At 67.5% G+C, this 20,958-nt stretch carries 21 protein-coding genes and 1 riboswitch; of the genes, 9 read left to right on the top strand and 12 right to left on the bottom strand.

Features of this window, described 5'->3' with window-relative positions; translation table 11 throughout:
- Nucleotides 1-11 precede the first annotated feature (11 nt).
- Both metB and metX read right to left on the bottom strand, forming a co-directional pair.
- Nucleotides 12-1,190: a cystathionine gamma-synthase gene (gene metB / locus OU998_RS14840; protein WP_267514431.1), complete on the bottom strand. Its 1,179-nt coding sequence runs from the start codon at nucleotides 1,188-1,190 to the stop codon at nucleotides 12-14.
- Entirely contained in the window at nucleotides 1,187-2,224 is a 1,038-nt protein-coding gene (metX, locus tag OU998_RS14835) for a homoserine O-succinyltransferase MetX (protein ID WP_267514430.1), read from the bottom strand. Before metX ends, metB begins: the two co-directional genes overlap by 4 nt.
- 79 nt (nucleotides 2,225-2,303) lie before the next feature.
- A riboswitch (SAM riboswitch) is annotated at nucleotides 2,304-2,420 on the bottom strand.
- A 187-nt stretch (nucleotides 2,421-2,607) separates the two neighbouring features.
- On the opposite strand from metX, the gene OU998_RS14830 reads away from it, so the two are divergent.
- The 4 genes from OU998_RS14830 (at nucleotide 2,608) to OU998_RS14815 (ending at nucleotide 6,337) form a co-directional block, all read left to right on the top strand.
- Nucleotides 2,608-2,733 (top strand): hypothetical protein, encoded by a 126-nt coding sequence (locus OU998_RS14830; RefSeq protein ID WP_267514429.1) that lies wholly within the window; start codon nucleotides 2,608-2,610, stop codon nucleotides 2,731-2,733.
- A gap of 102 nt (nucleotides 2,734-2,835) precedes the next feature.
- Nucleotides 2,836-4,569: a homoserine dehydrogenase gene (locus tag OU998_RS14825; protein WP_267514428.1), complete on the top strand. Its 1,734-nt coding sequence runs from the start codon at nucleotides 2,836-2,838 to the stop codon at nucleotides 4,567-4,569.
- A gap of 3 nt (nucleotides 4,570-4,572) precedes the next feature.
- On the top strand, nucleotides 4,573-5,544 hold the full coding sequence (thrB, locus tag OU998_RS14820; protein ID WP_267514427.1) for a homoserine kinase: 972 nt from the start codon (nucleotides 4,573-4,575) through the stop codon (nucleotides 5,542-5,544).
- 484 nt (nucleotides 5,545-6,028) lie between these two features.
- Nucleotides 6,029-6,337: a CsbD family protein gene (locus OU998_RS14815; protein WP_267514426.1), complete on the top strand. Its 309-nt coding sequence runs from the start codon at nucleotides 6,029-6,031 to the stop codon at nucleotides 6,335-6,337.
- 131 nt (nucleotides 6,338-6,468) lie between these two features.
- Here OU998_RS14815 and thrC read toward each other — a convergent pair whose 3' ends face one another.
- A complete protein-coding gene (gene thrC, locus OU998_RS14810; RefSeq protein WP_267514425.1) occupies nucleotides 6,469-7,845 on the bottom strand; it encodes a threonine synthase in 1,377 nt (458 codons plus the stop codon).
- 314 nt (nucleotides 7,846-8,159) lie between these two features.
- On the opposite strand from thrC, the gene OU998_RS14805 reads away from it, so the two are divergent.
- Entirely contained in the window at nucleotides 8,160-9,107 is a 948-nt protein-coding gene (locus tag OU998_RS14805) for a retropepsin-like aspartic protease (RefSeq protein ID WP_267514424.1), read from the top strand.
- A 193-nt stretch (nucleotides 9,108-9,300) separates the two neighbouring features.
- Here OU998_RS14805 and OU998_RS14800 read toward each other — a convergent pair whose 3' ends face one another.
- Nucleotides 9,301-9,630: a DUF1491 family protein gene (locus tag OU998_RS14800; protein ID WP_267514423.1), complete on the bottom strand. Its 330-nt coding sequence runs from the start codon at nucleotides 9,628-9,630 to the stop codon at nucleotides 9,301-9,303.
- Nucleotides 9,631-9,686: 56 nt separating this feature from the next.
- Here OU998_RS14800 and OU998_RS14795 point away from each other — a divergent pair, with 56 nt between their 5' ends.
- Nucleotides 9,687-10,544 carry a hypothetical protein gene (locus tag OU998_RS14795; protein WP_267514422.1) on the top strand — a complete coding sequence of 286 codons (858 nt, stop codon included), beginning with the start codon at nucleotides 9,687-9,689 and terminating at the stop codon, nucleotides 10,542-10,544.
- A gap of 39 nt (nucleotides 10,545-10,583) precedes the next feature.
- Here the strand turns inward: OU998_RS14795 and OU998_RS14790 are convergent, their stop codons facing one another.
- Both OU998_RS14790 and OU998_RS14785 read right to left on the bottom strand, forming a co-directional pair.
- Complete coding sequence (locus OU998_RS14790; protein ID WP_267514421.1) at nucleotides 10,584-11,228, bottom strand: TrmH family RNA methyltransferase; 645 nt, start codon at nucleotides 11,226-11,228, stop codon at nucleotides 10,584-10,586.
- 63 nt (nucleotides 11,229-11,291) lie between these two features.
- Nucleotides 11,292-13,013: a sensor histidine kinase gene (locus OU998_RS14785; protein WP_267514420.1), complete on the bottom strand. Its 1,722-nt coding sequence runs from the start codon at nucleotides 13,011-13,013 to the stop codon at nucleotides 11,292-11,294.
- Nucleotides 13,014-13,236: 223 nt separating this feature from the next.
- Here OU998_RS14785 and OU998_RS14780 point away from each other — a divergent pair, with 223 nt between their 5' ends.
- Nucleotides 13,237-13,674 (top strand): SufE family protein, encoded by a 438-nt coding sequence (locus OU998_RS14780; protein WP_267514419.1) that lies wholly within the window; start codon nucleotides 13,237-13,239, stop codon nucleotides 13,672-13,674.
- Between the two features lie 15 nt (nucleotides 13,675-13,689).
- Here the strand turns inward: OU998_RS14780 and OU998_RS14775 are convergent, their stop codons facing one another.
- Together OU998_RS14775 and OU998_RS14770 are read right to left on the bottom strand one after the other, a co-directional pair.
- On the bottom strand, nucleotides 13,690-14,403 hold the full coding sequence (locus tag OU998_RS14775; protein ID WP_267514418.1) for a DUF6456 domain-containing protein: 714 nt from the start codon (nucleotides 14,401-14,403) through the stop codon (nucleotides 13,690-13,692).
- Nucleotides 14,400-14,756, bottom strand: a complete 357-nt coding sequence (locus OU998_RS14770) for a chromosomal replication initiator DnaA (RefSeq protein WP_267514417.1) — start codon at nucleotides 14,754-14,756, stop codon at nucleotides 14,400-14,402. The genes OU998_RS14775 and OU998_RS14770 overlap by 4 nt, the downstream gene beginning before the upstream one ends.
- A gap of 379 nt (nucleotides 14,757-15,135) precedes the next feature.
- Between OU998_RS14770 and ctrA the strand changes: the two genes are divergently transcribed.
- Nucleotides 15,136-15,837 (top strand): response regulator transcription factor CtrA, encoded by a 702-nt coding sequence (ctrA, locus tag OU998_RS14765; RefSeq protein WP_267514416.1) that lies wholly within the window; start codon nucleotides 15,136-15,138, stop codon nucleotides 15,835-15,837.
- A gap of 74 nt (nucleotides 15,838-15,911) precedes the next feature.
- Here ctrA and OU998_RS14760 read toward each other — a convergent pair whose 3' ends face one another.
- From OU998_RS14760 to fliI, 4 genes are all read right to left on the bottom strand, one after another.
- Nucleotides 15,912-16,460, bottom strand: a complete 549-nt coding sequence (locus OU998_RS14760) for a DUF4760 domain-containing protein (RefSeq protein WP_267514415.1) — start codon at nucleotides 16,458-16,460, stop codon at nucleotides 15,912-15,914.
- Nucleotides 16,461-16,696: 236 nt separating this feature from the next.
- Nucleotides 16,697-17,770, bottom strand: coding sequence for an endo-1,4-beta-xylanase (locus tag OU998_RS14755; RefSeq protein WP_267514414.1), 1,074 nt, complete (start codon nucleotides 17,768-17,770; stop codon nucleotides 16,697-16,699).
- A gap of 153 nt (nucleotides 17,771-17,923) precedes the next feature.
- Nucleotides 17,924-18,334: a flagellar export protein FliJ gene (locus OU998_RS14750; RefSeq protein WP_267514413.1), complete on the bottom strand. Its 411-nt coding sequence runs from the start codon at nucleotides 18,332-18,334 to the stop codon at nucleotides 17,924-17,926.
- Nucleotides 18,335-18,469: 135 nt separating this feature from the next.
- Entirely contained in the window at nucleotides 18,470-19,813 is a 1,344-nt protein-coding gene (gene fliI / locus OU998_RS14745) for a flagellar protein export ATPase FliI (RefSeq protein ID WP_267514412.1), read from the bottom strand.
- Nucleotides 19,814-20,164: 351 nt separating this feature from the next.
- Between fliI and OU998_RS14740 the strand changes: the two genes are divergently transcribed.
- Nucleotides 20,165-20,953 carry a hypothetical protein gene (locus OU998_RS14740; protein ID WP_267514411.1) on the top strand — a complete coding sequence of 263 codons (789 nt, stop codon included), beginning with the start codon at nucleotides 20,165-20,167 and terminating at the stop codon, nucleotides 20,951-20,953.
- Nucleotides 20,954-20,958 lie beyond the last annotated feature (5 nt).

The raw sequence follows: 20,958 nt of genomic DNA, 5'->3' as shown, positions 1-20,958 counted from the left end.
CAAGCAAAAAATCAGGCGGCCTCGGCCTTGGCCGGGACGACGGCGTCCAGGGCCGGGAACAGGTCGGCGATCAAGTCCTCGACATGCTCCAGTCCGACCGACAGCCGCACCAGGCCGTCGACGATGCCGGCGGTGGCGCGCTGCTCCGGGGTCATGGCGGCATGGGTCATGGTGGCGGGGTGGGCGATCAGGCTTTCGACCCCGCCCAGGGATTCCGCCAGGGTGAAGATCTCCAGCGTCTCGACCAGGGCGCGCACCGCATCCGTGCCGCCTTCCAGTTCGAAGCTGAGCATGGCGCCCGGTCCTGCCTGTTGCGCGGCGACCAGGGCGTGGTTGGGGTGCGACTTCAGGCCGGGATAGTGAACCACCTTGACCGCCGGGTGGGCGGCCAGCCGTTCGGCGATCTTGCCCGCCGTGGCCTGTTGCCGCTCGATGCGGGCGAACAGGGTGCGCACGCCGCGCAGGGTCAGATAGGCGTCGAAGGGCGAGCCGGTCACGCCGGTGCAGTTGGCCCACCAGGCCAGGGTCTGATGATCCTCAGCGTCGGCCGAGATGACGGCGCCGCCGACCACGTCGGAATGGCCGTTGATGAACTTGGTGGTCGAGTGGACGACGAAGTCGGCGCCCAGCTTGATCGGGTTCTGCAGCGCGGGCGACAGGAAGGTGTTGTCGCACACCACCTTGGCCCCGGCGGCATGGGCGCGCGCGCAGATGTCGGCGACATCGACCAGACGCAGCAGGGGGTTGGACGGGGTCTCGACCAGAACCAGTTTGGGCTTCAGCGCCAGGGCGGCCTCAAGGGCTTGCGCATCGCCCTGATCGACCAGCAACAGGTCGAAATGCCCCTTCTTGGCGCGGGCGTTCAGCAGGCGGCAGGTGCCGCCGTAACAGTCGTGCGGGGCGACCAGCAGGTCGCCGGGCTCCAGCAGGGCCAGGGGCAGATCGACGGCCGCCATGCCGGTGGCGGTAATGACGCAGCCGGCGCCGCTTTCCAGCTCGGCCAGGGTCTCGGCCAGGACGTCGCGCGTGGGATTGCCCGAGCGGCTGTAGTCGTATTTCCGCTTCTGCTCGAAGCCGGCGAAGGAATAGTTCGACGACAGATACAGGGGCGGCATGACCGCGCCATGGGCCGTGTCCGAATCCACGCCTGTGCGGGCGGCGATGGTGTGCGGATTGGCGATACGGGTCATGCTTTAATGTCCTTGAAAGCGGCGCGGAGGATGTCGCCGACGAAGGCGTCCTCCTTCAGAAAGGCGTCGTGGCCATACAGGGAGGGCGCTTCGACGAAGCGCCACAGGGTCGGCAACCGCGCGGCCAGCTCGCGGATGTCGTCGATCGGCACCAGCCGGTCGGAGGTGAAGCCGATCAGGGTGACGGGGGTGGTTATGGCTTCCGGCGTCACGCTGTGACGGTCTAGCGAGTCGGACATCGACAGCCAGCGGGCCGGGGTGGTGTGGGTGCGATAGGCCTGGCCCCGCGCCGTCAGATAGTCGCAGACGGGATAGGCGCCGCCGACGGCCTGGGGCGCGGTGGTGTCGAACCGGTCGTTGAACTCTTCGGCCGTGCGGTAGGTGGTCATGGCCAGTTCGCGGGCCAGGGCGACGCCCTCTTCCGGGCGGCCGGCGGCGACGGCGAACTGGAGAATACGACGCTGGATGCCGCGCCAGGCGGTGGCCTGGGGGTGGGCGCGGTGGGCGGCCGAGACGATGATCAGCTGCTCGGCCCAGTCGGGATAAAGCTCGGCGAAGGCCAGGCCGACCATGCCGCCGTAGGAACAGCCGACGAAGGCGGCGACCCGCTCGATCTTCAGATGGTTCAGCACCAGGGCCAGCAGGCGGGCCTGATCGTGGGTGGTGATGGTCACCGGGGTGTCGGAGAATTCGGCGCCGGGCGCGAAATCGACGGCCAGAACCTGAAGGCGCGACAGATCGATCGGGCCGCGCACCGACACGGCGCCGGACCACCAGCCCAGACCGTTTGTCTCTGTCCGGTGGACGAAACGCCCAGCCGAGATGCCGCCGGCGACGACGACGACAGGGGCGCCGGCGCGGCCGTGGATGCGACCCACGATATTGGGCTGGCTCAGCCTTTCGCCCGAGGTCAGGCGGAAGTCGGCGGGGATGGGCACAATAATGTCGCGGGCGCCGCCGCGTTCACGGGGCGCCTGAGTCGGCTGTGGCCGACAGGCGGGCTCTTCAAGCAGGGATGTTTCAGCCAGGGTCATCTATCGTCGTCCGCATCGTTCTCGCCTCAGCAAGTCTCGGTGCGGTGACAGATCGTGGAGCGTCGTCTCGCCGATGCTCCACTCATCTCTCGCGATCCCGAAGGATCTCGCAGGAGTTGGCACCGTTTCGGATGGTAAGACCCGATGGTTGCCCCAGCGTCAAAGGGCCTAATCCCTCGGCTGGTCTTGATGAGTGACTTTACGTTGATCAATGCCAGGGCGCCGGTCAAGCGAAAAATTCGACCCTGACGTCCCGAGCGACTGACGGCGTGGGGCGTAAAACGGACCCAAAAGGCGCTGTCGTGAAAAAATCATCCAATACGACTTGACAGTCTGGGGGGCGTCCGATCACCCTAGGATCAGATTTCAATCGGAACCGCCTCGTGCAACAGCGCACCCTCATCGCCGAACTTTCGACCGTCGCCGGCCTCGCCGCGACGCGTCTCGGCATGATTATTGGCACCACCGGCACCACCACCACCATGCCCTCACGGGCGGGACGAGTTTAGCGCGCCGAACACCGGCAACCGCAGAACCCGAACCCCGCCCGGTCCGCCTGGCGGGGTTTTTCTATTCACCCCACCCCCTCTGAACATCCCCGAGAACCCCAAATGTCCGCCTCACTCGCCGTCGTAGAGAAGTCCGAGAGCCTCGATCCCAGCAGTCAGCTTACCGAGGTGGTGGTGCTGAAGTTCGGGTCGTCGATCCTGCGCAGCCCGGCGGAGGCGCCGCTGGTGGCCTCGGCCGTCTATGGCCATGTGCGGGCGGGGCGCAAGGTGGTGGCGGTGGTCTCGGCCTTCGGCGGGGCGACGGACCAGATGCTGGGTGAGGCGCGGGCCTTGGGCCTGGCCCATTCCAACGATCTGCTGCCCGGCTATGTGGCCCTGGGCGAGGAGAAGTCGGCGGCCCTGGTCGCCATCGCCTGCGACCGGATCGGCCTGGACGCCTGCGCCCTGTCGGTGCGGGAGCTGGGCATCGTCGCCGAGGGCGAGCCGGAGCATTCGCGCCCCTGCGGCCTGCGACCCGACCATCTGAAACAGGCGCTGGACCGGCACGAGGTGGTGGTGGTGCCCGGCTTCGGCGCGGTGCGGCCGGACGGGCGGATCGCCCTGCTGGGCCGGGGCGGATCGGACCTGACGGCGGTCTTCCTGGCGGCGGAACTGGGCCTGAAGAAGGTGCGGCTGGTGAAGGACGTCGACGGCCTGTACGACCACGATCCGAACGACCGGACGGCCCCGGCCCTGCGCTATCGCCGCGCGTCCTGGGACGTGGCGCGCAAGCTGGGCGGCGCCCTGGTCCAGCACGACGCCATCGACCTGGGCGAGAGCCGGGGCGTGGAGATCGAGGTTGCGGCCCTGGACCGGGCCGACGGCACCGTCATCGGCAAGAAGTCGGCCCCCCCTGGACCGGCGCCGGCTCTGCCGCCGCTGAAGGTGGCGGTCGCGGGCTGCGGCGTGGTGGGCGGCGGGGTTCTGGCCCGGCTGCTCAGCGATCCGCGCTATGACGTGGTCGGGGTGCTGGTGCGCGATCCGAAGAAGGTCCGCGACGTGGCCTGTCCCCAGTCCCTGTTCACCGCCGATCCGGCCGTCCTCTGGGCCAAGAAGCCGGACATCGTGCTGGAGGCCTTGTCGGAAGGCGAGGCGGGTCATGCGGTCATCCGCGCCGCCCTTGAGGCCGGCTGCGACGTGGCCAGCGCCAACAAACAGGCGGTCAGCCGCGATCCCGGCGGCTTGCAGGATCTGGCCAAGGCCCATGGCCGTCGGATCTTCTGGTCGGCCTCGGTCGGGGGCGGTTCGCCGATGATCGAGACGGTGCGGGCCGCCCGCGCCGCCGGCGAGGTGGTCGGGTTCGAGGCGGTGCTGAACGGCACGGTCAACTTCATGCTGGAGCGGCTGGGCGACGGCGCCGCCTTCGCCGAGGCCCTGGCCGACGCCCGTGCGGCGGGCTTTGCCGAGGAGGATCCGTCGGCGGATCTGGAGGGTCTGGACGCCGCCGCCAAGGTGCGGCTGCTGTGCCACGAGGCCTTCGGCCGCTCGCCCGACGGCGAGATCCCGCGCGACCATCTGACCGAGGCCACCTCGGCCGACGGCGGGGTGCGCCAGATCGGCGCCGCCCATTTGAAGGACGGGGTGATCACGCCGTCGGTCAAGCTGACGGGCGAGCACGGCGACCCGCTGTTCTCCGGCCTGCGCGGCGAGGGCAACGCCTTGAAGGTCTATGGCGCCGATGGGCGGGTGTGGCGCTGCCGGGGCCGGGGCGCCGGCCGCTGGGCCACGACCGAGAGCATCATGGCCGATCTGGCCGAGATCGTGCGCGCGCGCCGCGCCGACGCGGGCCTGAACTAGGTCATGGCCGTCTTCACTCCCGTCTCGTTCGACGAGGCCAGGCGGTTCCTGGCCGGCTACGACCTGGGCGAGGTGGTCGAACTGACCGCCATCGCCGAGGGGGTGGAGAACACCAACTACCGGCTGGAGACGCAGGCCGGATCGGCCCGGCGTCGGTTCGTCCTGACCCTGTTCGAGGCGCGGACGGACGAGGCGTCTCTGCCCTTCTGCCTGGGGCTGACGGCCCATCTGGCGGGGCGGGGCTTTCCCTGCCCGACGCCGATCGAGGATCGGTCGGGCGGCTGGCTGGGGCGGCTGAACGGCCGGGCGGCGGCGGTGATCGAATGGAAGACCGGCGCCTGGCTGCGCCATCCGTCAGAAGCCGATCAGGCGGCGGCGGGAGCGGTGCTGGCGCGGCTGCACCAGACGGCGTCCGGGTTCGTCGGGCGGCGGGACAATCCGGTCGGTCCGGCGATGTGGCGGCGGCTGGCGGACCGGTGCGCGGCGGGGGCTTCGGGCGAGGACCGGAGCTTGCTGGACCAGGTCGAGGCGGCGCTGGCGCGGCTGGATGATCCGCCCATTTCCCATGGTCTTGGGGACGATCTGCCGGTCGGGGCGATCCATGCCGACTATTTCCCCGACAATATCCTGTTCGAAGAGGGGGCGGTGTCGGCGGTGATCGACTTCTACTTCGGCTGCACCGGGCCGCTGGTCTATGACCTGGCCATCGCCCTGTCGGCCTGGGGCTTTGACGCCGAGGGCCGGGCCATGCCCGAGGCCCTGGCCGCCTTCCAGCGCGGCTATGAGGCGGTGCGGCCGCTGAGCGAGGCCGAGCGCGCGGCCCTGCCGCGACTGGGCGAGGCGGCGGCCCTGAGGTTCACCGTCACCCGCCTGCACGACCGCATCTTCCACGACCCGTCCAAACTGGTCACGCCCAAGGACCCGGCGGTCTTCCTGAGGCGGATGGACCACTGGCGGGCGCTGGAAAATGCATGATTAGACTCCGAAAAAATGGAGTCTATTTTCGTCTATTCTCGGGCGCGTGGTGAAATTGCACCGGGCGGAAAAGACGGTGCAATGTGCAAAAGAGTGCAATTTCGCCGGGGCGGCTGGGGTTCAGTTTTCAAAGATCGGGCAGGGAGTATGGCACGGTTTTGAGGGGCGCTGAGTAGAGGGCCGCTTGCGGGCGCCAGGGGGTTGAAAAGACGAGGGTTTGATTGTGGAATTAGGATGGGAAGCGGTCCTGAGCTCGCTCTCCCTCCCCTTCATGGGGAGGGGCGATCACGGAGTGATCGGGGTGGGGTTCGAAGGGGCGTGAGCGGGTGTTCGAACGGCCCCACCCGGGCTTCGCTGCGCTGCGCCGTCCCTCCCCATGAAGGGGAGGGAGAGGGGCGGTGAAATTGTCGCTGGAACGGAAGCGGGTTCCGGGATTTTCTTGGTTAGGCGGCCATGAGGGCCGTGCTCCCCGAGGATGAGAGACATGACCGACGAACGGATCGAGGGCGCCGCGTATCAGGCGAACGGCAAGACGAAAAAGGGTTTCGGCAAGCTGGTCGGCGACCAGAAGCTGCAGGTCGAGGGGGCGTTCGAGGACGCCAAGGGCCGGTCGCTGGAGACCTTCGGCAAGGCGATGGACGCGGTGGACCGGCTGGTCGAGAAGGCCCCGGTCGATTATCGCGACAAGGCCCGCGCCGTGGCCGGCGAGGCGCGCAAGCGGCCGCTGGTGACGACCCTGTCGGTGGCGGGCGTGGGCCTGATGCTGCTCGGGATGCTGACGCGGCGTCGATAGAAAATCTCCCTCCCCTTCATGGGGAGGGACGATCGCGCAGCGATCAGGGTGGGGCCCGTAAGGGCGCGAGCGAGATGGTCTGACGGCCCCACCCCGGCTGCGCCGCCCCTCCCCATGAAGGGGAGGGAGAGTTAGCGGATCGCGGCGAGGGCTGCGTCCATCGTGCCGTCGATGATGGTCATCCGCTCCGCCTGGTCGCCCAGGGCGGCGATGACGGGGGCGGGTTCGGGTTCGAAGCCGAGGACGCCCGAGACGAAGGCGCCGAACTTGGACGGGTGGGCGGTGGACAGGGCGACGACGGGGCCGGTCGAGCGGTCGAGGCGGCGGGCGGCGGCGAGGGCCACGGCCGTGTGGGGGCAGACGACGCGGCCCCAGGTTTTATAGGCGTGGGCGATCTCGGCGCGGGTCTCGGTCTCGTCGATGGAGACGGCCGAGACGGCGGCGCGCAGGGCGGCCAGCAGGTCGGGATCAAAGGTCACGGCGCCGTCGCGGGCGAAGGTTTCGAACACCGCGCGGGTGCGGTCGCCGTCGCGGCCGGTGGCCTCATAGACCAGGCGTTCGAAGTTGGACGGGGCCTGGACGTCCATGGAGACGCTGCCGCTTTCGACCGCCGGACGGCGCGAATAGAGGCCGTCGTTGATGGCGCGGGCCAGGGCGTCGTTCTGGTTCACCGCCGCGACGAAGCCGTTGCACGGCAGACCCATTTTGGTGGCGGCGATGCCGGCGAAGGCGTCGCCGAAATTGCCGGTGGGGACGACGAAGGTGGCCGGGCCGCCCAGCTGGGCCGTGGCCGAGACATAATAGGGGATCTGGCCCGCCAGACGCGCCCAGTTGATCGAATTGACCGAGGACAGACGGCCGCGTTCGCGCAGGGACTCCTCGGCCAGCAGCCCCTTCACCAGACGCTGGCAGTCGTCGAAGTCGCCGCGCACCGCCAGGTTCAGCACATTGTCGGCCTGGACCGTGGTCATCTGCTTGCGCTGAACCGGCGAGACGCGGTCCAGCGGGTGGAGCACGACCAGATCGACCGACTTGGCGCCGGCGAAGGCCCGGACGGCGGCGGCGCCGGTGTCGCCCGAGGTGGCGGTGAGGATGGTCAGACGCTCGCCCGACGCGGCCAGGGCCTCGTCCGTCAGGGCGGCGACCAGCTGCATCGCCAGGTCCTTGAAGGCGGCGGTGGGGCCGTGGAACAGCTCCAGCACGAACAGGCCGGGCTCCAGCTCCACCAGGGGGGTGACGGCGGGGTGGGCGAAGCCGGCGGCGAGGCGGTCCAGAGCGCGGTCCAGCGCCCCGGCGGGCAGGGCGTCGCCGATGAAGGGGGCGATGGCTTGCAGGGCGATGGACTTGTAGTCGGCGCCCTTGTCCCACGCGGACGGCGACAGGCTGGGCCAGGCGGTCGGCATATAGAGGCCGCCGTCGGGGGCGATGCCGCGCAGCAGGGCGTCGGTGAAATCGGTCTCGGGGGCTTGGCCGCGGGTGGAGACGTAACGGGCGCTTGAGGTGCTCATAATGGTCTGGTCGTAACCAGCCGGGGCGGCGGCGTCACCCGGTTTTTGGCGGTTTGGGGGAGGAAATTGTCGGGTGGGGGAGGAGGGTGCGCTTGTGCGACAAATTCATGCCGGGTCTTTGACGCCCTTTCACAAGCGTCCGACATCCCGGGGCTTGTCCCTAGGATCCAGACTCTCGGTGTCAGGGAGCGGCGCATTTTGCGGAAACACCGGGCGTATGGGCCCTCGGCACAAGGCCGAGGGTGACGAAGCCTGAACGGTGCTGCGACCATCCCCCGCTGGCGCCAGAGCGCGCGACGGTCCATGTCTGACGGATGAGACGACGCGATCTTTTGATCCGGCTGGGGCTGGTCGCCGGGGCTGTGGGCGGGGCCTGGTGGCTGCGCGACCATGTGCTGTGGAAGGGGCCGGCGGTCGGGTTTGCGGCGGACGGATCGTCCGGCTGGCTGGACTATGCCGAGCGGCGGGCGCCGACGCCGACGGTGGAGGCGACGGTCAATGGGGTGGGGGTGCGGGCTCTGGTGGATTCCGGGGCGCAGTATTCGGTGATCGATCGGTCGCTGGTGCAGCGGCTGGGCCTGACCGATGTCTTCAACATTCCGATGGTGGCCTACGGCGTCGGGGGCGAGCCGCAGATGGGGCGGGGCGCGGCGCTGGATGTGGCGGTCGGGGGGCTGAGGCTGGACGGATTGCGAGCGGCGATCCTGGATCTGGGGCCGCTGGCGGGGGAACAGGGGCTGGGGGCGCCGCTGATCCTGGGGCAGGACGTGCTGCGCGAACTGGTGCTGGAACTGGACACGGGACGCCGGCGGATGCGGTTCCTGGCGGCTGAGGCCTGGGCGCCGACGCCGGATATGGTTTCGGTGGCCGTGAGCCGGGCGGGCAAGGCCTTGCAGGCGGGGATCACGGTCGAGGGGGCGACGGTGGAGGCGGTGATCGACACCGGCGCCTCGGCCGTTTTGGCGGTGACGCGTGAGACGGCCCAGGCGGCGGGTCTGCTGGACGGGCGCGAGCGGCGGCCGGGGCAGAGCCTGGTGCTGGGCGGGGTGGTGCGGGCTGAGACGGTCACGGTGCGCACCCTGACGTTCGGCGATGAGCTGTATCGCAATGCGGAGGTGGCCATCTATGACGACGTGCCTGTGCCGGGCTTCCCCAAGGCCCTGATCGGCATGGGGGCGTTTGAGGATCGGCGGCTGGCGCTGGACCTGGGCGGGGTGCGGCTGTTCATGAGCCGGCCGCTGGAGATCACGGTGGGGCGGTAGGTCGGAAATGGAACGGGCCACCTCCCCGTCGGCGAAGGCCGACGGGGAGGACAGGCGGGAGCGTCAGCGAACGCCAGGAGGGGGCGACTCGGTGTCTGAAGTGGGCAAGTCATCACCGCCGCCGGAGTCGCCCCCTCCTGATCGCTGCGCGATCTGTCCTCCCCGCGCGCCTTCGCGCGCGGGGAGGTGACGGCTATCCCTGCACCTTCTCGGTGATGAAATGCCGGCCCTGTTTGTCTTCGATTTCGACGACCCAGAGGTCGGGGTCGTAGGTGCGCTGGCGGGCGATGTAGGCGTCCAGTTCGGATTCGCTGTCCGAGGTCACCGGCTGGATCCACAGGCGTTCGCCGTCGGCGCCGAAGGCCTCAGTGTAGAGTTTGGCCGTGCGGGTCGCGGTGTCATAGGCCTTGACGATGACCGAGCCGGCGCGGTCGTCGCCCTTCTTGACCACGGTCGCATAGGCGCCCTCGATCTCGGCGCGGCGGATCAGGGCGCTGACCCACAGGTCGCTGGATAGAAGCAATTCGCTAACCCTGTACGGAAACCAGACCCAAAGGCGGGATGTGCCAGGATCGGGGGATGAGGATAGGCCCTTCCCCCCGGCGAACCCAAGCCCTGATCGCCGCCGTGGTGATCGCGGCCCCGAGTCTGGCGGGCGCGGCGCCGGTCGATCGCTATTACGAGCGCAGTTTCGTCCTGGCCGCCAACGCCCGGTGTGGTCTGTTTCAGCCGCAACTGACCGCCGCCCTGACCGCCGCCACCTGGCAGGCGCGGGGCGCGGCGCTGCGGGCGGGGGGCAATGCCCCCGACCTGGCCGAGACGGCGCAGCGCGCCCGGACGCGGGCGGCGACGACGCGGTGCGATTCCGCCGATCTGAAGACGGTCAGCAGCCGGGTGCGCGACGCCTTCGCCGGCTGGTCGCGGGTGACGCGGATGAATTTCCCCGGCGAGCGGGCGGGCTGGAGCGCGGATCGCGCGGCCTATGCCCGGCCGACCTGGCGGTTGATGCAGGGCGCGCGGACCGGCGTGTCGCCCGTGCGGTTCGGGGTGATCGGCAGGATGGACCGCCCGGATCAGATGGCGGCGGTGGTGTCCTGGCAGGGGCGGTCGCGCCCGACTGCGGTGCGGATCATCCTGCGTGACGCCAATGTGGCGCCCCGGCCCTGGCTGGCGCGCGAACTGCCGCCGGTGTCGCAGCGTCGCTCGATCTGGGCGGCGGGCGTAGAGGCGGCTGACGCCGGCCTGTTGGTCGAGGGGCGCAAGGCGGGGCAGGTCTGGCTGTTCCCCGCTGCGGCGGCGGACGCCGTCTCGGCCCTGGATCCGCGTGAGATATTCGTCGTCGAATTCCTGTTCCGCGACGGCAGCGTGGCCCGTTCGAGCTTCGAGACCGGCGACTTCGCCGCCGGCCGCGCGTTTCTGTCGATGGGGCGGACTTAGGTCGGCAGTCCGTTCAGATGATCAACGACGGATGCGTCTCTAGTCGCTCGGAAGCATCACCGTCGGCAAGGGGATCGGGCGCTCTCCCCTCTGATCGCGCCACCTATATTTGCTTTGATATTCGCGTCTTTGCTTGGCGACCTCGTAAAGGACAATTCCTGAACTGGTGCCGAGGTTAAGGCTTTCGATCATGCCGAACATCGGAATGCTGACGCACATTTCGCTCCGTTCGACCGCTCGGTCGCTGATTCCTACGGCCTCGCTTCCAAACCAAACAGCGAGTTTGTGGTGAACCGTGTAGTCGCCTTCATCCAAGTATATGGACGTTTTTCCTTTGACGTGAGGGGACGTGACGATTGACGTGAACTTCTTGGATTCAAGGTAATCGAAACAGGCGTCCGTGCTGTCGAACCGTTTCACAAACGTCCATTTTACCGCCGATACGGAGGTCTTTGACACAGCCTTGGCGTCGCGCAATTCTTGCCAATCATCTGGCAAGGAACCTCGACTATCGACCACATAGACCTTCTCAACGCCTAAGGCGTTTACGTTTCGGATCACGGTGCCGATGTTTTTCACATCGGTCGGATTTTCGATCACCGCGATAAGGTTCTTGCACCGAAACGGTTTGATCGCATCGGCGCGCGCCCGAACCGACCTCTTTGATTGAGCTGCTTCTTCCATCCGAACTTCTTACCGCTGCTCAATGTCGAGTTTCCACCTCTATTAAGCTGCTCCTTTGAAATCTCAGACCTGAGCCTCGTCGACGACCGGAACCACGGGGATCACCGGCAGGCGGATCATGACGGCGGTGCCTTCGCCCAGGGTGCTGTCGAGGCTCATGCGGCCGCCGTGCAACTCGGTCAGGGAGCGGACCAGCGACAGGCCCAGGCCCGTGCCGCGCGCCTTTTGGTCGGCGTCGCCGGCCTGTTCGAACGGGCGGCCGATGCGTTGCAGGTCTTCCGGGGCGATGCCGACGCCGGTGTCGGACACCACCAGCTCCAGATACGGCCCGACCCCGTCCAGGGTCAGGGTGACGGAGCCGCCGGAAGGGGTGAACTTCAGCGCGTTGGATAGCAGGTTCAGGGCCATCTGTTTCAGGGCGCGGGCGTCGGCCTGAACCATCAGGGGGGTGGAGGGCAGGACCGGGGCCAGGTCGACGCCCTTTTCGTCAGCCTGGACGCGGACCAGGGCGACGGCGGCCGAGACGGGGTCGCGCGCGTCCAGGCTTTCCAAGGACAGTTCGTAGCGTTCGGCCTCGATCTTCGACAGGTCCAGAACGTCGTTGATCAGGTCCAGCAGATGGCCGCCGGCCTGGTGGATCGAGTCGGCATAGCCGGAGTAGCGGTCGGGCAGGGGGCCGAACAGCCGTTCGCGCATGATGTCGGCGAAACCGATCACGGCGTTCAGCGGGGTGCGCAGCTCGTGGCTCATATTGGCCAGGAAACGGGTCTTGCCCGCGCTCTGGGCCTCGGCCTCGACCCGGGCGGTCTCCAGCCCCAGTTCGCGGGCGAACTGGGCCGTGCCGTCGAAGGCCTGGGCGATCAGTTGGGGCTGGCCCCCCGCATGGTCGAAGCGGCGCAGGATCATGACCACGCGACGGTCCAGGGCGACGCGGGGGCTGAACAGGATTTCAGCGGGGTGGCCGGCCAGGGCGCGTTGCAGGGCGACGCCGACGGCGGGGCGGTCGGGGGCGTGGACGGCGGCGATCAGTCCCTGGTCGAACAGGGCCTCGACCGACAGGGACGGGGGCGGTGTTCCCCAGGCGGCGACGGCGCGGCCGGCGGGATCGAGCAGCAGGGTCAGCCCGGGCTGAGCGTTCAGCACCGCCTCGATGCGGCTGCTGTTCGCTTCGGCGGCGGTCAGCCGAGACTGGCGCTCGCCCCAGGTCAGGCGGATGGCGGCGGCGGTGGCGGCCAGGGCCAGCAGACCGGAAAGCGCCGCCAGAACCGGGGGCTGGGCGCCGGTTCCGTTCAGCAGGGCGGAGATCAGGCCCGACCCCAGCGGCAGGATCAGGGCGGCGACGCCCACCTTGGTCAGACGGCCGTCGCCTATGCCGGGTCCGATACGGGGATGGTCCAGCGCGATCCCCGCCGCCAAGGGCATGATCAGCAGGCCCGGAACCGCTCCGGTCGCGCCGCCCGTCAGACCCGCGGCCGCCACCGAGGCCATCAGCCAGGCCGCCATAAGCGCGAAACGCAGGCCGACGGAGTCCCGCAGCATAAGGATGACCCCGCTGACGCCGGGCATGGCCATGATCAGCAGGGCCGCAAGACCCTCGCCCCGCAGTCCGCCCAGGCTTTCGCCGACGAAGGCCGTGGCGCAGACCGCCACCGCCCATGCGGCATGCCAGAGCGCGAGCAGCGAGGGAGCCACCGACGACTGATCCACAAACGACTGATCCACAAACGACTGATCCACAAACGACTGGTCCACAACCGACTGGTCCACAAGCGACGGGGTCGCCATCGACGGGCGCGGGGCGTCCGTCGTGGGCAGGCTCTGCCGGGGCTGTGGGGTGTGGACGTACAAGCGCGTGAAGCCGTTGTTTCTCACACAAACTCTAGACCGGGGGGAGGGTTGGCGCGAGGCCGCTCCCGTTCCAGGCGATATCCTGACAGGCGTTCACCATGAATATCGGGGGACAAAACGGCCGGTTGTCGTTAACGGCGCTGCGGCCTATGTGGCGGTCATGACTGATCGCACGCCCCCGACCGAAAGCCTGGACCAGATTTTGGCGGAGCTGGCCGAGGATTTCGACCTGCTGGGCGATTGGGAACAGCGGATCGAATATGTGATCGAACTGGGCAAGGGACTGGCCCCGCTGGACGAGGCCGACCGGGTCGAGGCCAACAAGGTTCCGGGCTGCGCGGCCCAGGTCTGGCTGGCGACGGCGTCGCAGGAGGGGCGGCTGTGGTTCGCCGCCGACAGCGACAGCGCCCTATCCAAGGGCAATATCGCCCTGTTGCTGAAACTCTATTCCGGCCGCGTCCCTGGCGAGATCCTAGGCTTCGACGTCAAGGCCGCCCTGGACCGGCTGGGCCTGCCCTCGGCCCTGACCCGCCAACGCGCCAACGGCCTGAACAACATGGTGGGCCGGATCAGGGAGGCGGCGCTGGCGGCGGGGTGAGGCGACGGGGTGCGCTCAGCCGATCCCGTAGTGCTCGGCCAGAGCCTCCAGCGCCTGTCTGAGCAGGGTCTTGCCCTGGCGGCGGCGCAGGCCCAGGCCGGTTTCGGCCAGGGTCAGACTGTCGCCGTGGACGCAGATCCGGGTCAGCATCGGGCGCAGGCGCGGGCCGACGGCGCGCAGGGCTTCCTCTACGCGGCGCGCGGCGCTCAGGGTCCGGTCTCCGGGCTCGAACCGTTCGGCCGACCCCGCCCCGACGCGAGGCAGGGCGTCCCAGCGCATGGTCAGGGACGGACCGGATCGGGCCTGTTCGACCTCGGTCCGCAGGCGTTCGCCGGCGGCGACTTGGGCCGGGGCGAGCCAGGGGCGGCCCATCGCGTCCTTGCGGCGCGCCAGCCAGGCGATGGGGCTTTCGCCCAGGTTGGCGGCGTGGCGCACCATACGGCCGCCGGCGCCGATCAGGTCGCGTTCGCCGTCGATGACGCCGGGGCGTCCGGGCGGCGGGGCTGAGCCAGCGCTGGGTGCGACGGGGCGGGCGGTCCATCCGCCCTGGGGGCGGCGGCGCAGACCGGGGCGTTCGATCAGGGCGCGGAACTCGGGCTCGGCCAGGGTCAGGCTGATGCGGCTGCGCCGGTCCGGGCCCAGACGCAGGGCGTAGACCCCGTTCTCGGCCGCCAGCCAGGCGCCGGAGCGATCCAGAAGGGCGCGGGCGCGTTCGACGGACCGGCTCATGGCCGGGGCTCCGTGCGGGGGGCGTCATAGAGGCCCGAAATACAGGCCTCCAGCTGGTTCAGCAGGTCATCGACCGGGCGTGCGTCGCGCTCGTCCTCGGCCCAGCGGCAGGCGGCTCCGACGGTGGCGCGATTGACGCCGAAGACATGGCCGACCCGCTCGAGCGTCCAGCCGAAGGCGATATGGGACAGATACATGGCCATGCGCCGGGCGCGGGAGCTGAGCGGATCCAGCCGGCCGCGCGCGGTCATCCGCTCGGGCAGGGCGCCCGTCCGCACGGCCACCAGATGGATGGCCAGCCCCGCCTTTCGCCGATCGTCGTCGCCGACCGGCGCCCTGTATTCCTCCAGCATCACTTGCCTCCCGTCACAAACTTTCGATGCCTCATCCTAGATCGATGGGCGTCTGTGATGGGAATATCATCCTAGTGCACGTCAGAAGCGGACGTGCGGCCTTTGCGGACTTGAGGTTGTGATGCGGCGGATGTGAGCGCTGGACGGGCGAAGCCTCGGGCGCGGTCGGGGCCGGTCGGGGTCGGCTGGGGCGAACATGGTTAATAAATTTCGAATCATTGACTCCCTACTCTCGACGGCGATTCGCAAATCAGCTTAGGAACGACTCAATCGCCCGGCATTAACCCTTCTTAAGGTTTTCGGGTCTTAACTTGCGAACAAGGTTACCCGGTCGTGCGGCCGGGTGGTTACCGCAAAGCTTTTGCCTGGAGGGGCACGAATGCGCGTCCTGTTGATTGAAGACGATCACGCAACTGCCCAAAGCATCGAGCTGATGCTTAAGTCGGAAGGCTTCAATGTCTATACGACCGACTTGGGCGAAGAAGGCATCGATCTGGGTAAGATCTATGACTACGACCTCATTCTGCTGGACCTGAACCTGCCGGACATGAGCGGTCTTGAGGTTCTGCGCCAGCTGCGCGTCGGCAAGATCAACACCCCGGTGATGATCCTGTCGGGCAGCCACGAGATCGAGACCAAGGTGAAGACCTTCGGCGGCGGCGCCGACGACTATCTGACCAAGCCCTTCCACAAGGACGAGCTGATCGCGCGCACCCACGCCGTGGTCCGCCGCTCCAAGGGCCACTCGCAGGCGATCATCCACACCGGCGAAATCGCCGTGAACCTGGACGCCAAGACGGTCGAGGTGAACGGTCACCGCGTGCACCTGACGGGCAAGGAATACCAGATGCTGGAGCTGCTCTCGCTCCGCAAGGGCACGACCCTGACCAAGGAAATGTTCCTGAACCACCTGTACGGCGGCATGGACGAGCCCGAGCTGAAGATCATCGACGTCTTCATCTGCAAGCTGCGCAAGAAGCTGGCCACCGCCGCCGACGGCAAACACTATATCGAGACCGTCTGGGGCCGCGGCTATGTGCTGCGCGATCCGGCCGAGGGCGCCAACAGCGTCGCCGCCTGAACGGCCGCCGACAACTGATCCTGAAACGCCCGCCGGAAACGGCGGGCGTTTTGCGTTTGGCGGGGTTTCTGGTGTCAGTCCGGCGAGCGCCAGTCGTTCGCGATCGCTCGGAGTTGCTGGTAGACTAGACGATCCCCAGCCGCTCTCTCGGCATCAATGAAGGCTGCGAACTTGCTGTGGTAGCCGACGATATGTTGTCTGACTGTGCGTCGCATCAGTTCGGCGTCGAGATCGCCCACGGTCAGGGCGGCGCAGACGAACTCCCAATAGTTCAGGATATAGACGGCTGCGGTGCGAAAGGCCTTTTCGCCTTCGTTCGCGGGCTGCCGCTGATCTCGCATCAAGGCTAGTAGCTCGGCGCTGATCGGCGTCGCGCCAGGCGAGAGTAGAGACAGAGCGCTGTGATGGCGATTGTAGGCCTCCGCATGCCGCATCTGCATCAGCAGGTTCAGCGTGTGCTGTTTGCGAGAAAGCGTCCGCTGGTTCGATGCGGCGATCAGCCATCCCAAAGTGGCCAGGCCAGCGGCGGCGAAGACCGCGCACGGCGGCGCCAGACGATCTTGTCCTGACAGGATGAAATGGATTGCGCCGATTGCGCCTCCGGCCGCCATGGCCAGGGCCAAAAGCGTCAGAAGGATGTTGATTAGGGTCGCCGCGCGACGGATGGCTCCGCCAATCGCTGGAGAGCCCCTAAGCTTCACTCAAACTTGCCTTCACGCATGGAATGCTCTCCTAGCTGATGGGTGAACATAGTTCGTGAAACGTTCACGTCAAGTAAACTGAACCGCGCGGGATGTGTGGAAGTTGGCTCGCTATGAGGCGTCGTACCCTTTCGAACGCCGGGCGATCTGACGTGGATTCAGCCCCGGAAAGCCGCCGCCAAGGCCGCCGCCATCGGATTGGGACGGCTGAAGCTGTCGAAGGGCAGGGGCTTGTCGCGGCCGTCGTCCTTGTCGCCCTGGCGGTACCAGCTGTCGGTGTCGCGCAGGCCCCAGACGGTGAAGGCGAAGCGCTGGGCCGGGGGCAGGGCCATGAAGGCCTCGGCCATTTCGGTGACGCGGGCGGTCTGAAGCGCCAGTCGGTCGGCCTGGCTGCGCAGATCCAGCCGGTTCTCGGTGCGCAGGGTGCAGTCCAGTTCGGAGACGTGGATCGGCAGGCCGAACTGGGCCGCCTCGCGCATGAAGGCGGCGATGGCGCCGTCTTTGACGTCGATCCACAGGTGGGATTGCAGCCCCAGCCCCTGGAGCGGGCAGCCGGCCTTCAGCAGGCGCTCGACCAGTTTCAGGAACTGGGTTCCCTTGGCCGGGACGCTTTCCTGATTGTATTCGTTGAGGAACAGCACGGCGTCGGGATCGGCGATCTGGGCCTTCTCAAAGGCGCGCAGGATATAGCCGTCATGGCCGTAGCGGGCGCTCCAGTGGCAGTCGCGCAGGGCCGAGCCGTCGTCCAGGATCGGTTCGTTGACCACGTCCCAGCTGCGGACCTTGCCGCGATACCGGCCGGCCATGGCGGCGATATAGCCGTCGAAGGCGCGGTCGAAGGCGGCGGCGTCCAAGCCTTCGAATACGGCCTTGCCCTGAGCGTACCAGATCAGGGTGTGGCCGTGCAGGGCCATGCCATTGGCTGCGGCGAAGGCGGCGATCCGGTCCGTCCGGTCGAAACGGGGGCGGTCCAGGCCGTCGGCCAGGACATATTCCATCTTCATCTCCCACTCGGGTGTGAGCTGGGAGACATTGGCGCGGGCCAGGGCGACCCAGTCTGGGTCATCGATCTGCATCGCCTTGATCGCCGTGCCGAAGGGGCAGGGGGCGATGGATTTCAGCGGGGGGACGTTCGGCGGGGTCGGTTCGGCCGAGGTGCGGTCGCAGGCGGCCAAGGGCGCGGCCAGCGGAAGCGCGAGCGACGAGGCGAGGAGGGTGCGGCGGGAGATCATGGGATTTCTCCCTCCCCTTCATGGGGAGGGACGGCGAAGCGAAGCGGAGCCCGGGTGGGGTGGTCAGAACCTGGTTCACGCCCGTTCGGGCCCCACCCCGATCGCGGCGCGATCGCCCCTCCCCATGAAGGGGAGGGAGAATTTATGAAGTCGTCAGACCGCACGTTTCCGCAGGCCCAGCTCGTCGAAGGCGGCGGTTTCGCGCTTGGCGATGGCGAGCAGGGTGTTCAGGCGGGTGGTTTCGGCGACGTGTTCGAACTTCTTCAGCTCTTCGAAGGCGCCGGTCAGGGCGTCGCGGGCGCCGGCTTCTTCGGCGTCGACCACGGTCAGATCACCCTCGGCGGCGGCCTTGCGGACCTTCCAGCCGTTCAGATAGGCGGACAGCATCATGCCGGCGTCGGCGTCCGTACGGGCGCGCTCACGTTCAATCTCGACCTCGGCGTCCAGAACGGCGAGACGCATTTCGGCGGTGGCGCGGCGGGCCGTGATCTCCGCCAGGCGCTTTTGCAGCGTCTCGACCTCGTAGTTGGAGATGCGGATCAGGGATTGGGCCCAAGCGGTCATGAGATCACTGCGTCTTCTATGAGGTGTACGAGGCGACAGGGCCGAGCGAAGGGGGGGCGAGTGCTGGTGAGCAAGGGGTGAGCGAGGCGGAGAACGCCAACCGATCCAAGCTCACGTCTTGCTCACTAGCACTCGTCACCCCTGCACCATGCCTTGGTTCAGGATTTGCTCGAGCCGGGTAAAGGAATCGGTAAGACGCGTGGCGTCGTCCTTGTCCTGGGTCAAAAAATCTTCCAGCGCGGGATTCAGCGCGATGGCGCGGTCCACGATGGGGTCGGCCCCGGTGCGATAGGCGCCGATCTTGATCAGCTCCTCCATGTTCGCATAGGCCGACAGGGACTGGCGGGCGCGCTTGTTCAGTTCGCGCTCGGGCGGGGTCTGGCAGGCGGGCATGGTGCGGCTGACGGATTTCAGCACGTCGATGGCGGGGAAGCGGCCGCGTTCGGCGATCTTGCGGTCCATGACGATGTGGCCGTCCAGAATACCGCGCACGGCATCGGCGATGGGCTCGTCATGGTCGCCGCCGTCCACCAGGACGGTGAACAGGGCGGTGATGGGGGCCGCCGTGGTGCCGTCGGGCCGCACCGGGCCCGGCCCGGCCCGCTCCAGCAGTTTGGGCAGTTCGGTGAAGACGGTGGGGGTATAGCCCTTGGTCGTCGGCGGCTCGCCTGCCGCCAGGCCGATCTCGCGCTGGGCCATGGCGAAGCGGGTGACGCTGTCCATCAGACACAGGACCTCCAGGTCCTGATCGCGCAGGAACTCGGCGATGGCCATGGTCATATAGGCCGACTGGCGGCGTTTCAGGGCCGGCTCGTCCGAGGTGGCGACCACGACGACGGCGCGTTTCAGCCCCTCTTCGCCCAGGGTCTCTTCCACGAACTCGCGCACCTCGCGACCCCGCTCGCCGATCAGGCCCACCACCACGGCGTCGCAGGTGGCCTGGCGCGCCAGCATGGACAGCAGCACCGACTTGCCCACGCCCGAGCCGGCGAAAATGCCCAGGCGCTGGCCCCGGCAGGTGGTGGTGAAGACGTCCATGGCCCGCACGCCAAGGTCCAGCCGCTCGCCCACCCGGCCGCGCGAATGGGCCGGGGGCGGCGGGGCGCGCAGCGGATAGGGGGCCTGGCCCTGGGGCAGGGGGCCCTTGCCGTCGATGGGCTGGCCAAAGGCGTCGATGATCCGGCCCAGCCAGGCGGTGGTCGGGCGCACGCTGGCGGCCTGGTCGATGATGCGGATCTCGGCGCCGGGCGCCACGCCCTCGACCGGACCGAACGGCATCAGCAGGGCCTTGGCGTCGCGGAACCCCACCACCTCGGCCGGCAGGGCCGCCAGCCCGCGCCGGCTGATCTCGGCCCGCGCCCCGACCGCCAGACGCGACAGGCCGCCGCGCGACTCGATCAACAGGCCCGACACGCCCGCCACCTTGCCGGTGACGACCAGCGGGTCGATCGCTTCGACGGCGGCGACGAGATTGTGCAAGACGGACCCCAGGAACAGGCGTTAACCAAATGGGCCATCATGGTTAACGGGGGGTGAAAGGGGGGGGGGAATGCGTTCACGACTTGCGTACGACGCCGGTTAGCACTTGTTCAGTTTTAAAGACTTGGTTGCGGAAGGACCATCGGCGTTCAGTGAAACCAATGTCTTGCGGCCGACCGTATTTCAGGGTCTAGAAACGAAAAAGGCGCTCACGAAGAGCGCCTCTTAATATGGCATCGGGGGGCCGTTAACGAACAAAGCGCGCAGCCGCCCTTGGTCCCGATGTTTCATCTATCAAGCTAATGCTACAGTAGGCGAATGTCAAAGGGATTGTCAGATCAGGATGTCATATTGGCAGCTTCGCTGCTTTCAGGTGATCGGCTTGCCTCCCTGCTCCGTATCACCGGGACGGAACGCGACGCTTTTGAAGTGCATCAGCAGATGATGGCCGTGGCTGCGGCGTTGATGCCCGTATCCGGCCTCATTGAGATCGTCTTACGCAACGCAATTTGCGACAGGCTTCGCCAGATGTTTGGCGCACCCGATTGGCTCAATAATCCTCCCGCTCCCTTTTCGTGGCGAGGAGAGGAAGCAAGCAGCTTGGTCCGAGCCACGAGGCAAGGCCAGCGAGCTGAATATGCGAAGAAATCAAACGCCGAGAAAAAGGCGCTCGACGCCATCGCTTACCCGAATGGCGTTCCGCACAACCTTAGCCATGAACACAGAGCGAAACGTCGGCAGCAGGCCATCCGGATTAACGCGGGGCAGCAGATAGCGCAGCTTACGATCCACTTCTGGAAGCGTCTTTTCTCAAGCGATTATGAAGCGAGTCTTTGGGATCGCTCATTAAAGCGCATGTTCCCGAACAAGCAATTGACGCGGGCTGAAGTCGCGGCGCAGCTGGAGGTGATTTATCAGGCTCGAAACCGGATCGCGCATCACGAACCGCTTTACGGCCCTCGGCTCGACAAAACCTTGGAGGCTATCGATTTCATTGCGGAGAATTTTGGCGAAAAGCGGCGAAACACCGACGCTATTCTTTGCAAAATGATGAAGGTGCAGCGAGCCTCCTTGCAGCAGGAGGCGGATAGGTTGGCGGCAATGCTCGCGGCGTTCTCAGTGACCACAACGACGCCATAGCTCAA

It is taken from the genome of Brevundimonas sp. SL130 (assembly GCF_026625805.1).
GTDB lineage: Bacteria > Pseudomonadota > Alphaproteobacteria > Caulobacterales > Caulobacteraceae > Brevundimonas.
The sequence above is the reverse complement of the archived record's forward strand: the minus strand, read 5'-3'. Positions and strand labels throughout refer to the sequence as shown.

Bases quoted from the DNA above. Each gene is read 5' to 3' on its own strand.
- metB (WP_267514431.1), bottom strand. From the start codon at position 1,190: ATGACCCGTATCGCCAATCCGCACACCATCGCCGCCCGCACAGGCGTG.
- metX (WP_267514430.1), bottom strand. From the start codon at position 2,224: ATGACCCTGGCTGAAACATCCCTGCTTGAAGAGCCCGCCTGTCGGCCA.
- OU998_RS14825 (WP_267514428.1), top strand. From the start codon at position 2,836: ATGTCCGCCTCACTCGCCGTCGTAGAGAAGTCCGAGAGCCTCGATCCC.
- thrB (WP_267514427.1), top strand. From the start codon at position 4,573: ATGGCCGTCTTCACTCCCGTCTCGTTCGACGAGGCCAGGCGGTTCCTG.
- OU998_RS14815 (WP_267514426.1), top strand. From the start codon at position 6,029: ATGACCGACGAACGGATCGAGGGCGCCGCGTATCAGGCGAACGGCAAG.
- thrC (WP_267514425.1), bottom strand. From the start codon at position 7,845: ATGAGCACCTCAAGCGCCCGTTACGTCTCCACCCGCGGCCAAGCCCCC.
- OU998_RS14805 (WP_267514424.1), top strand. From the start codon at position 8,160: ATGAGACGACGCGATCTTTTGATCCGGCTGGGGCTGGTCGCCGGGGCT.
- OU998_RS14795 (WP_267514422.1), top strand. From the start codon at position 9,687: ATGAGGATAGGCCCTTCCCCCCGGCGAACCCAAGCCCTGATCGCCGCC.
- OU998_RS14790 (WP_267514421.1), bottom strand. From the start codon at position 11,228: ATGGAAGAAGCAGCTCAATCAAAGAGGTCGGTTCGGGCGCGCGCCGAT.
- OU998_RS14785 (WP_267514420.1), bottom strand. From the start codon at position 13,013: ATGGCGACCCCGTCGCTTGTGGACCAGTCGGTTGTGGACCAGTCGTTT.
- OU998_RS14780 (WP_267514419.1), top strand. From the start codon at position 13,237: ATGACTGATCGCACGCCCCCGACCGAAAGCCTGGACCAGATTTTGGCG.
- OU998_RS14775 (WP_267514418.1), bottom strand. From the start codon at position 14,403: ATGAGCCGGTCCGTCGAACGCGCCCGCGCCCTTCTGGATCGCTCCGGC.
- OU998_RS14770 (WP_267514417.1), bottom strand. From the start codon at position 14,756: ATGCTGGAGGAATACAGGGCGCCGGTCGGCGACGACGATCGGCGAAAG.
- ctrA (WP_267514416.1), top strand. From the start codon at position 15,136: ATGCGCGTCCTGTTGATTGAAGACGATCACGCAACTGCCCAAAGCATC.
- OU998_RS14755 (WP_267514414.1), bottom strand. From the start codon at position 17,770: ATGATCTCCCGCCGCACCCTCCTCGCCTCGTCGCTCGCGCTTCCGCTG.
- OU998_RS14750 (WP_267514413.1), bottom strand. From the start codon at position 18,334: ATGACCGCTTGGGCCCAATCCCTGATCCGCATCTCCAACTACGAGGTC.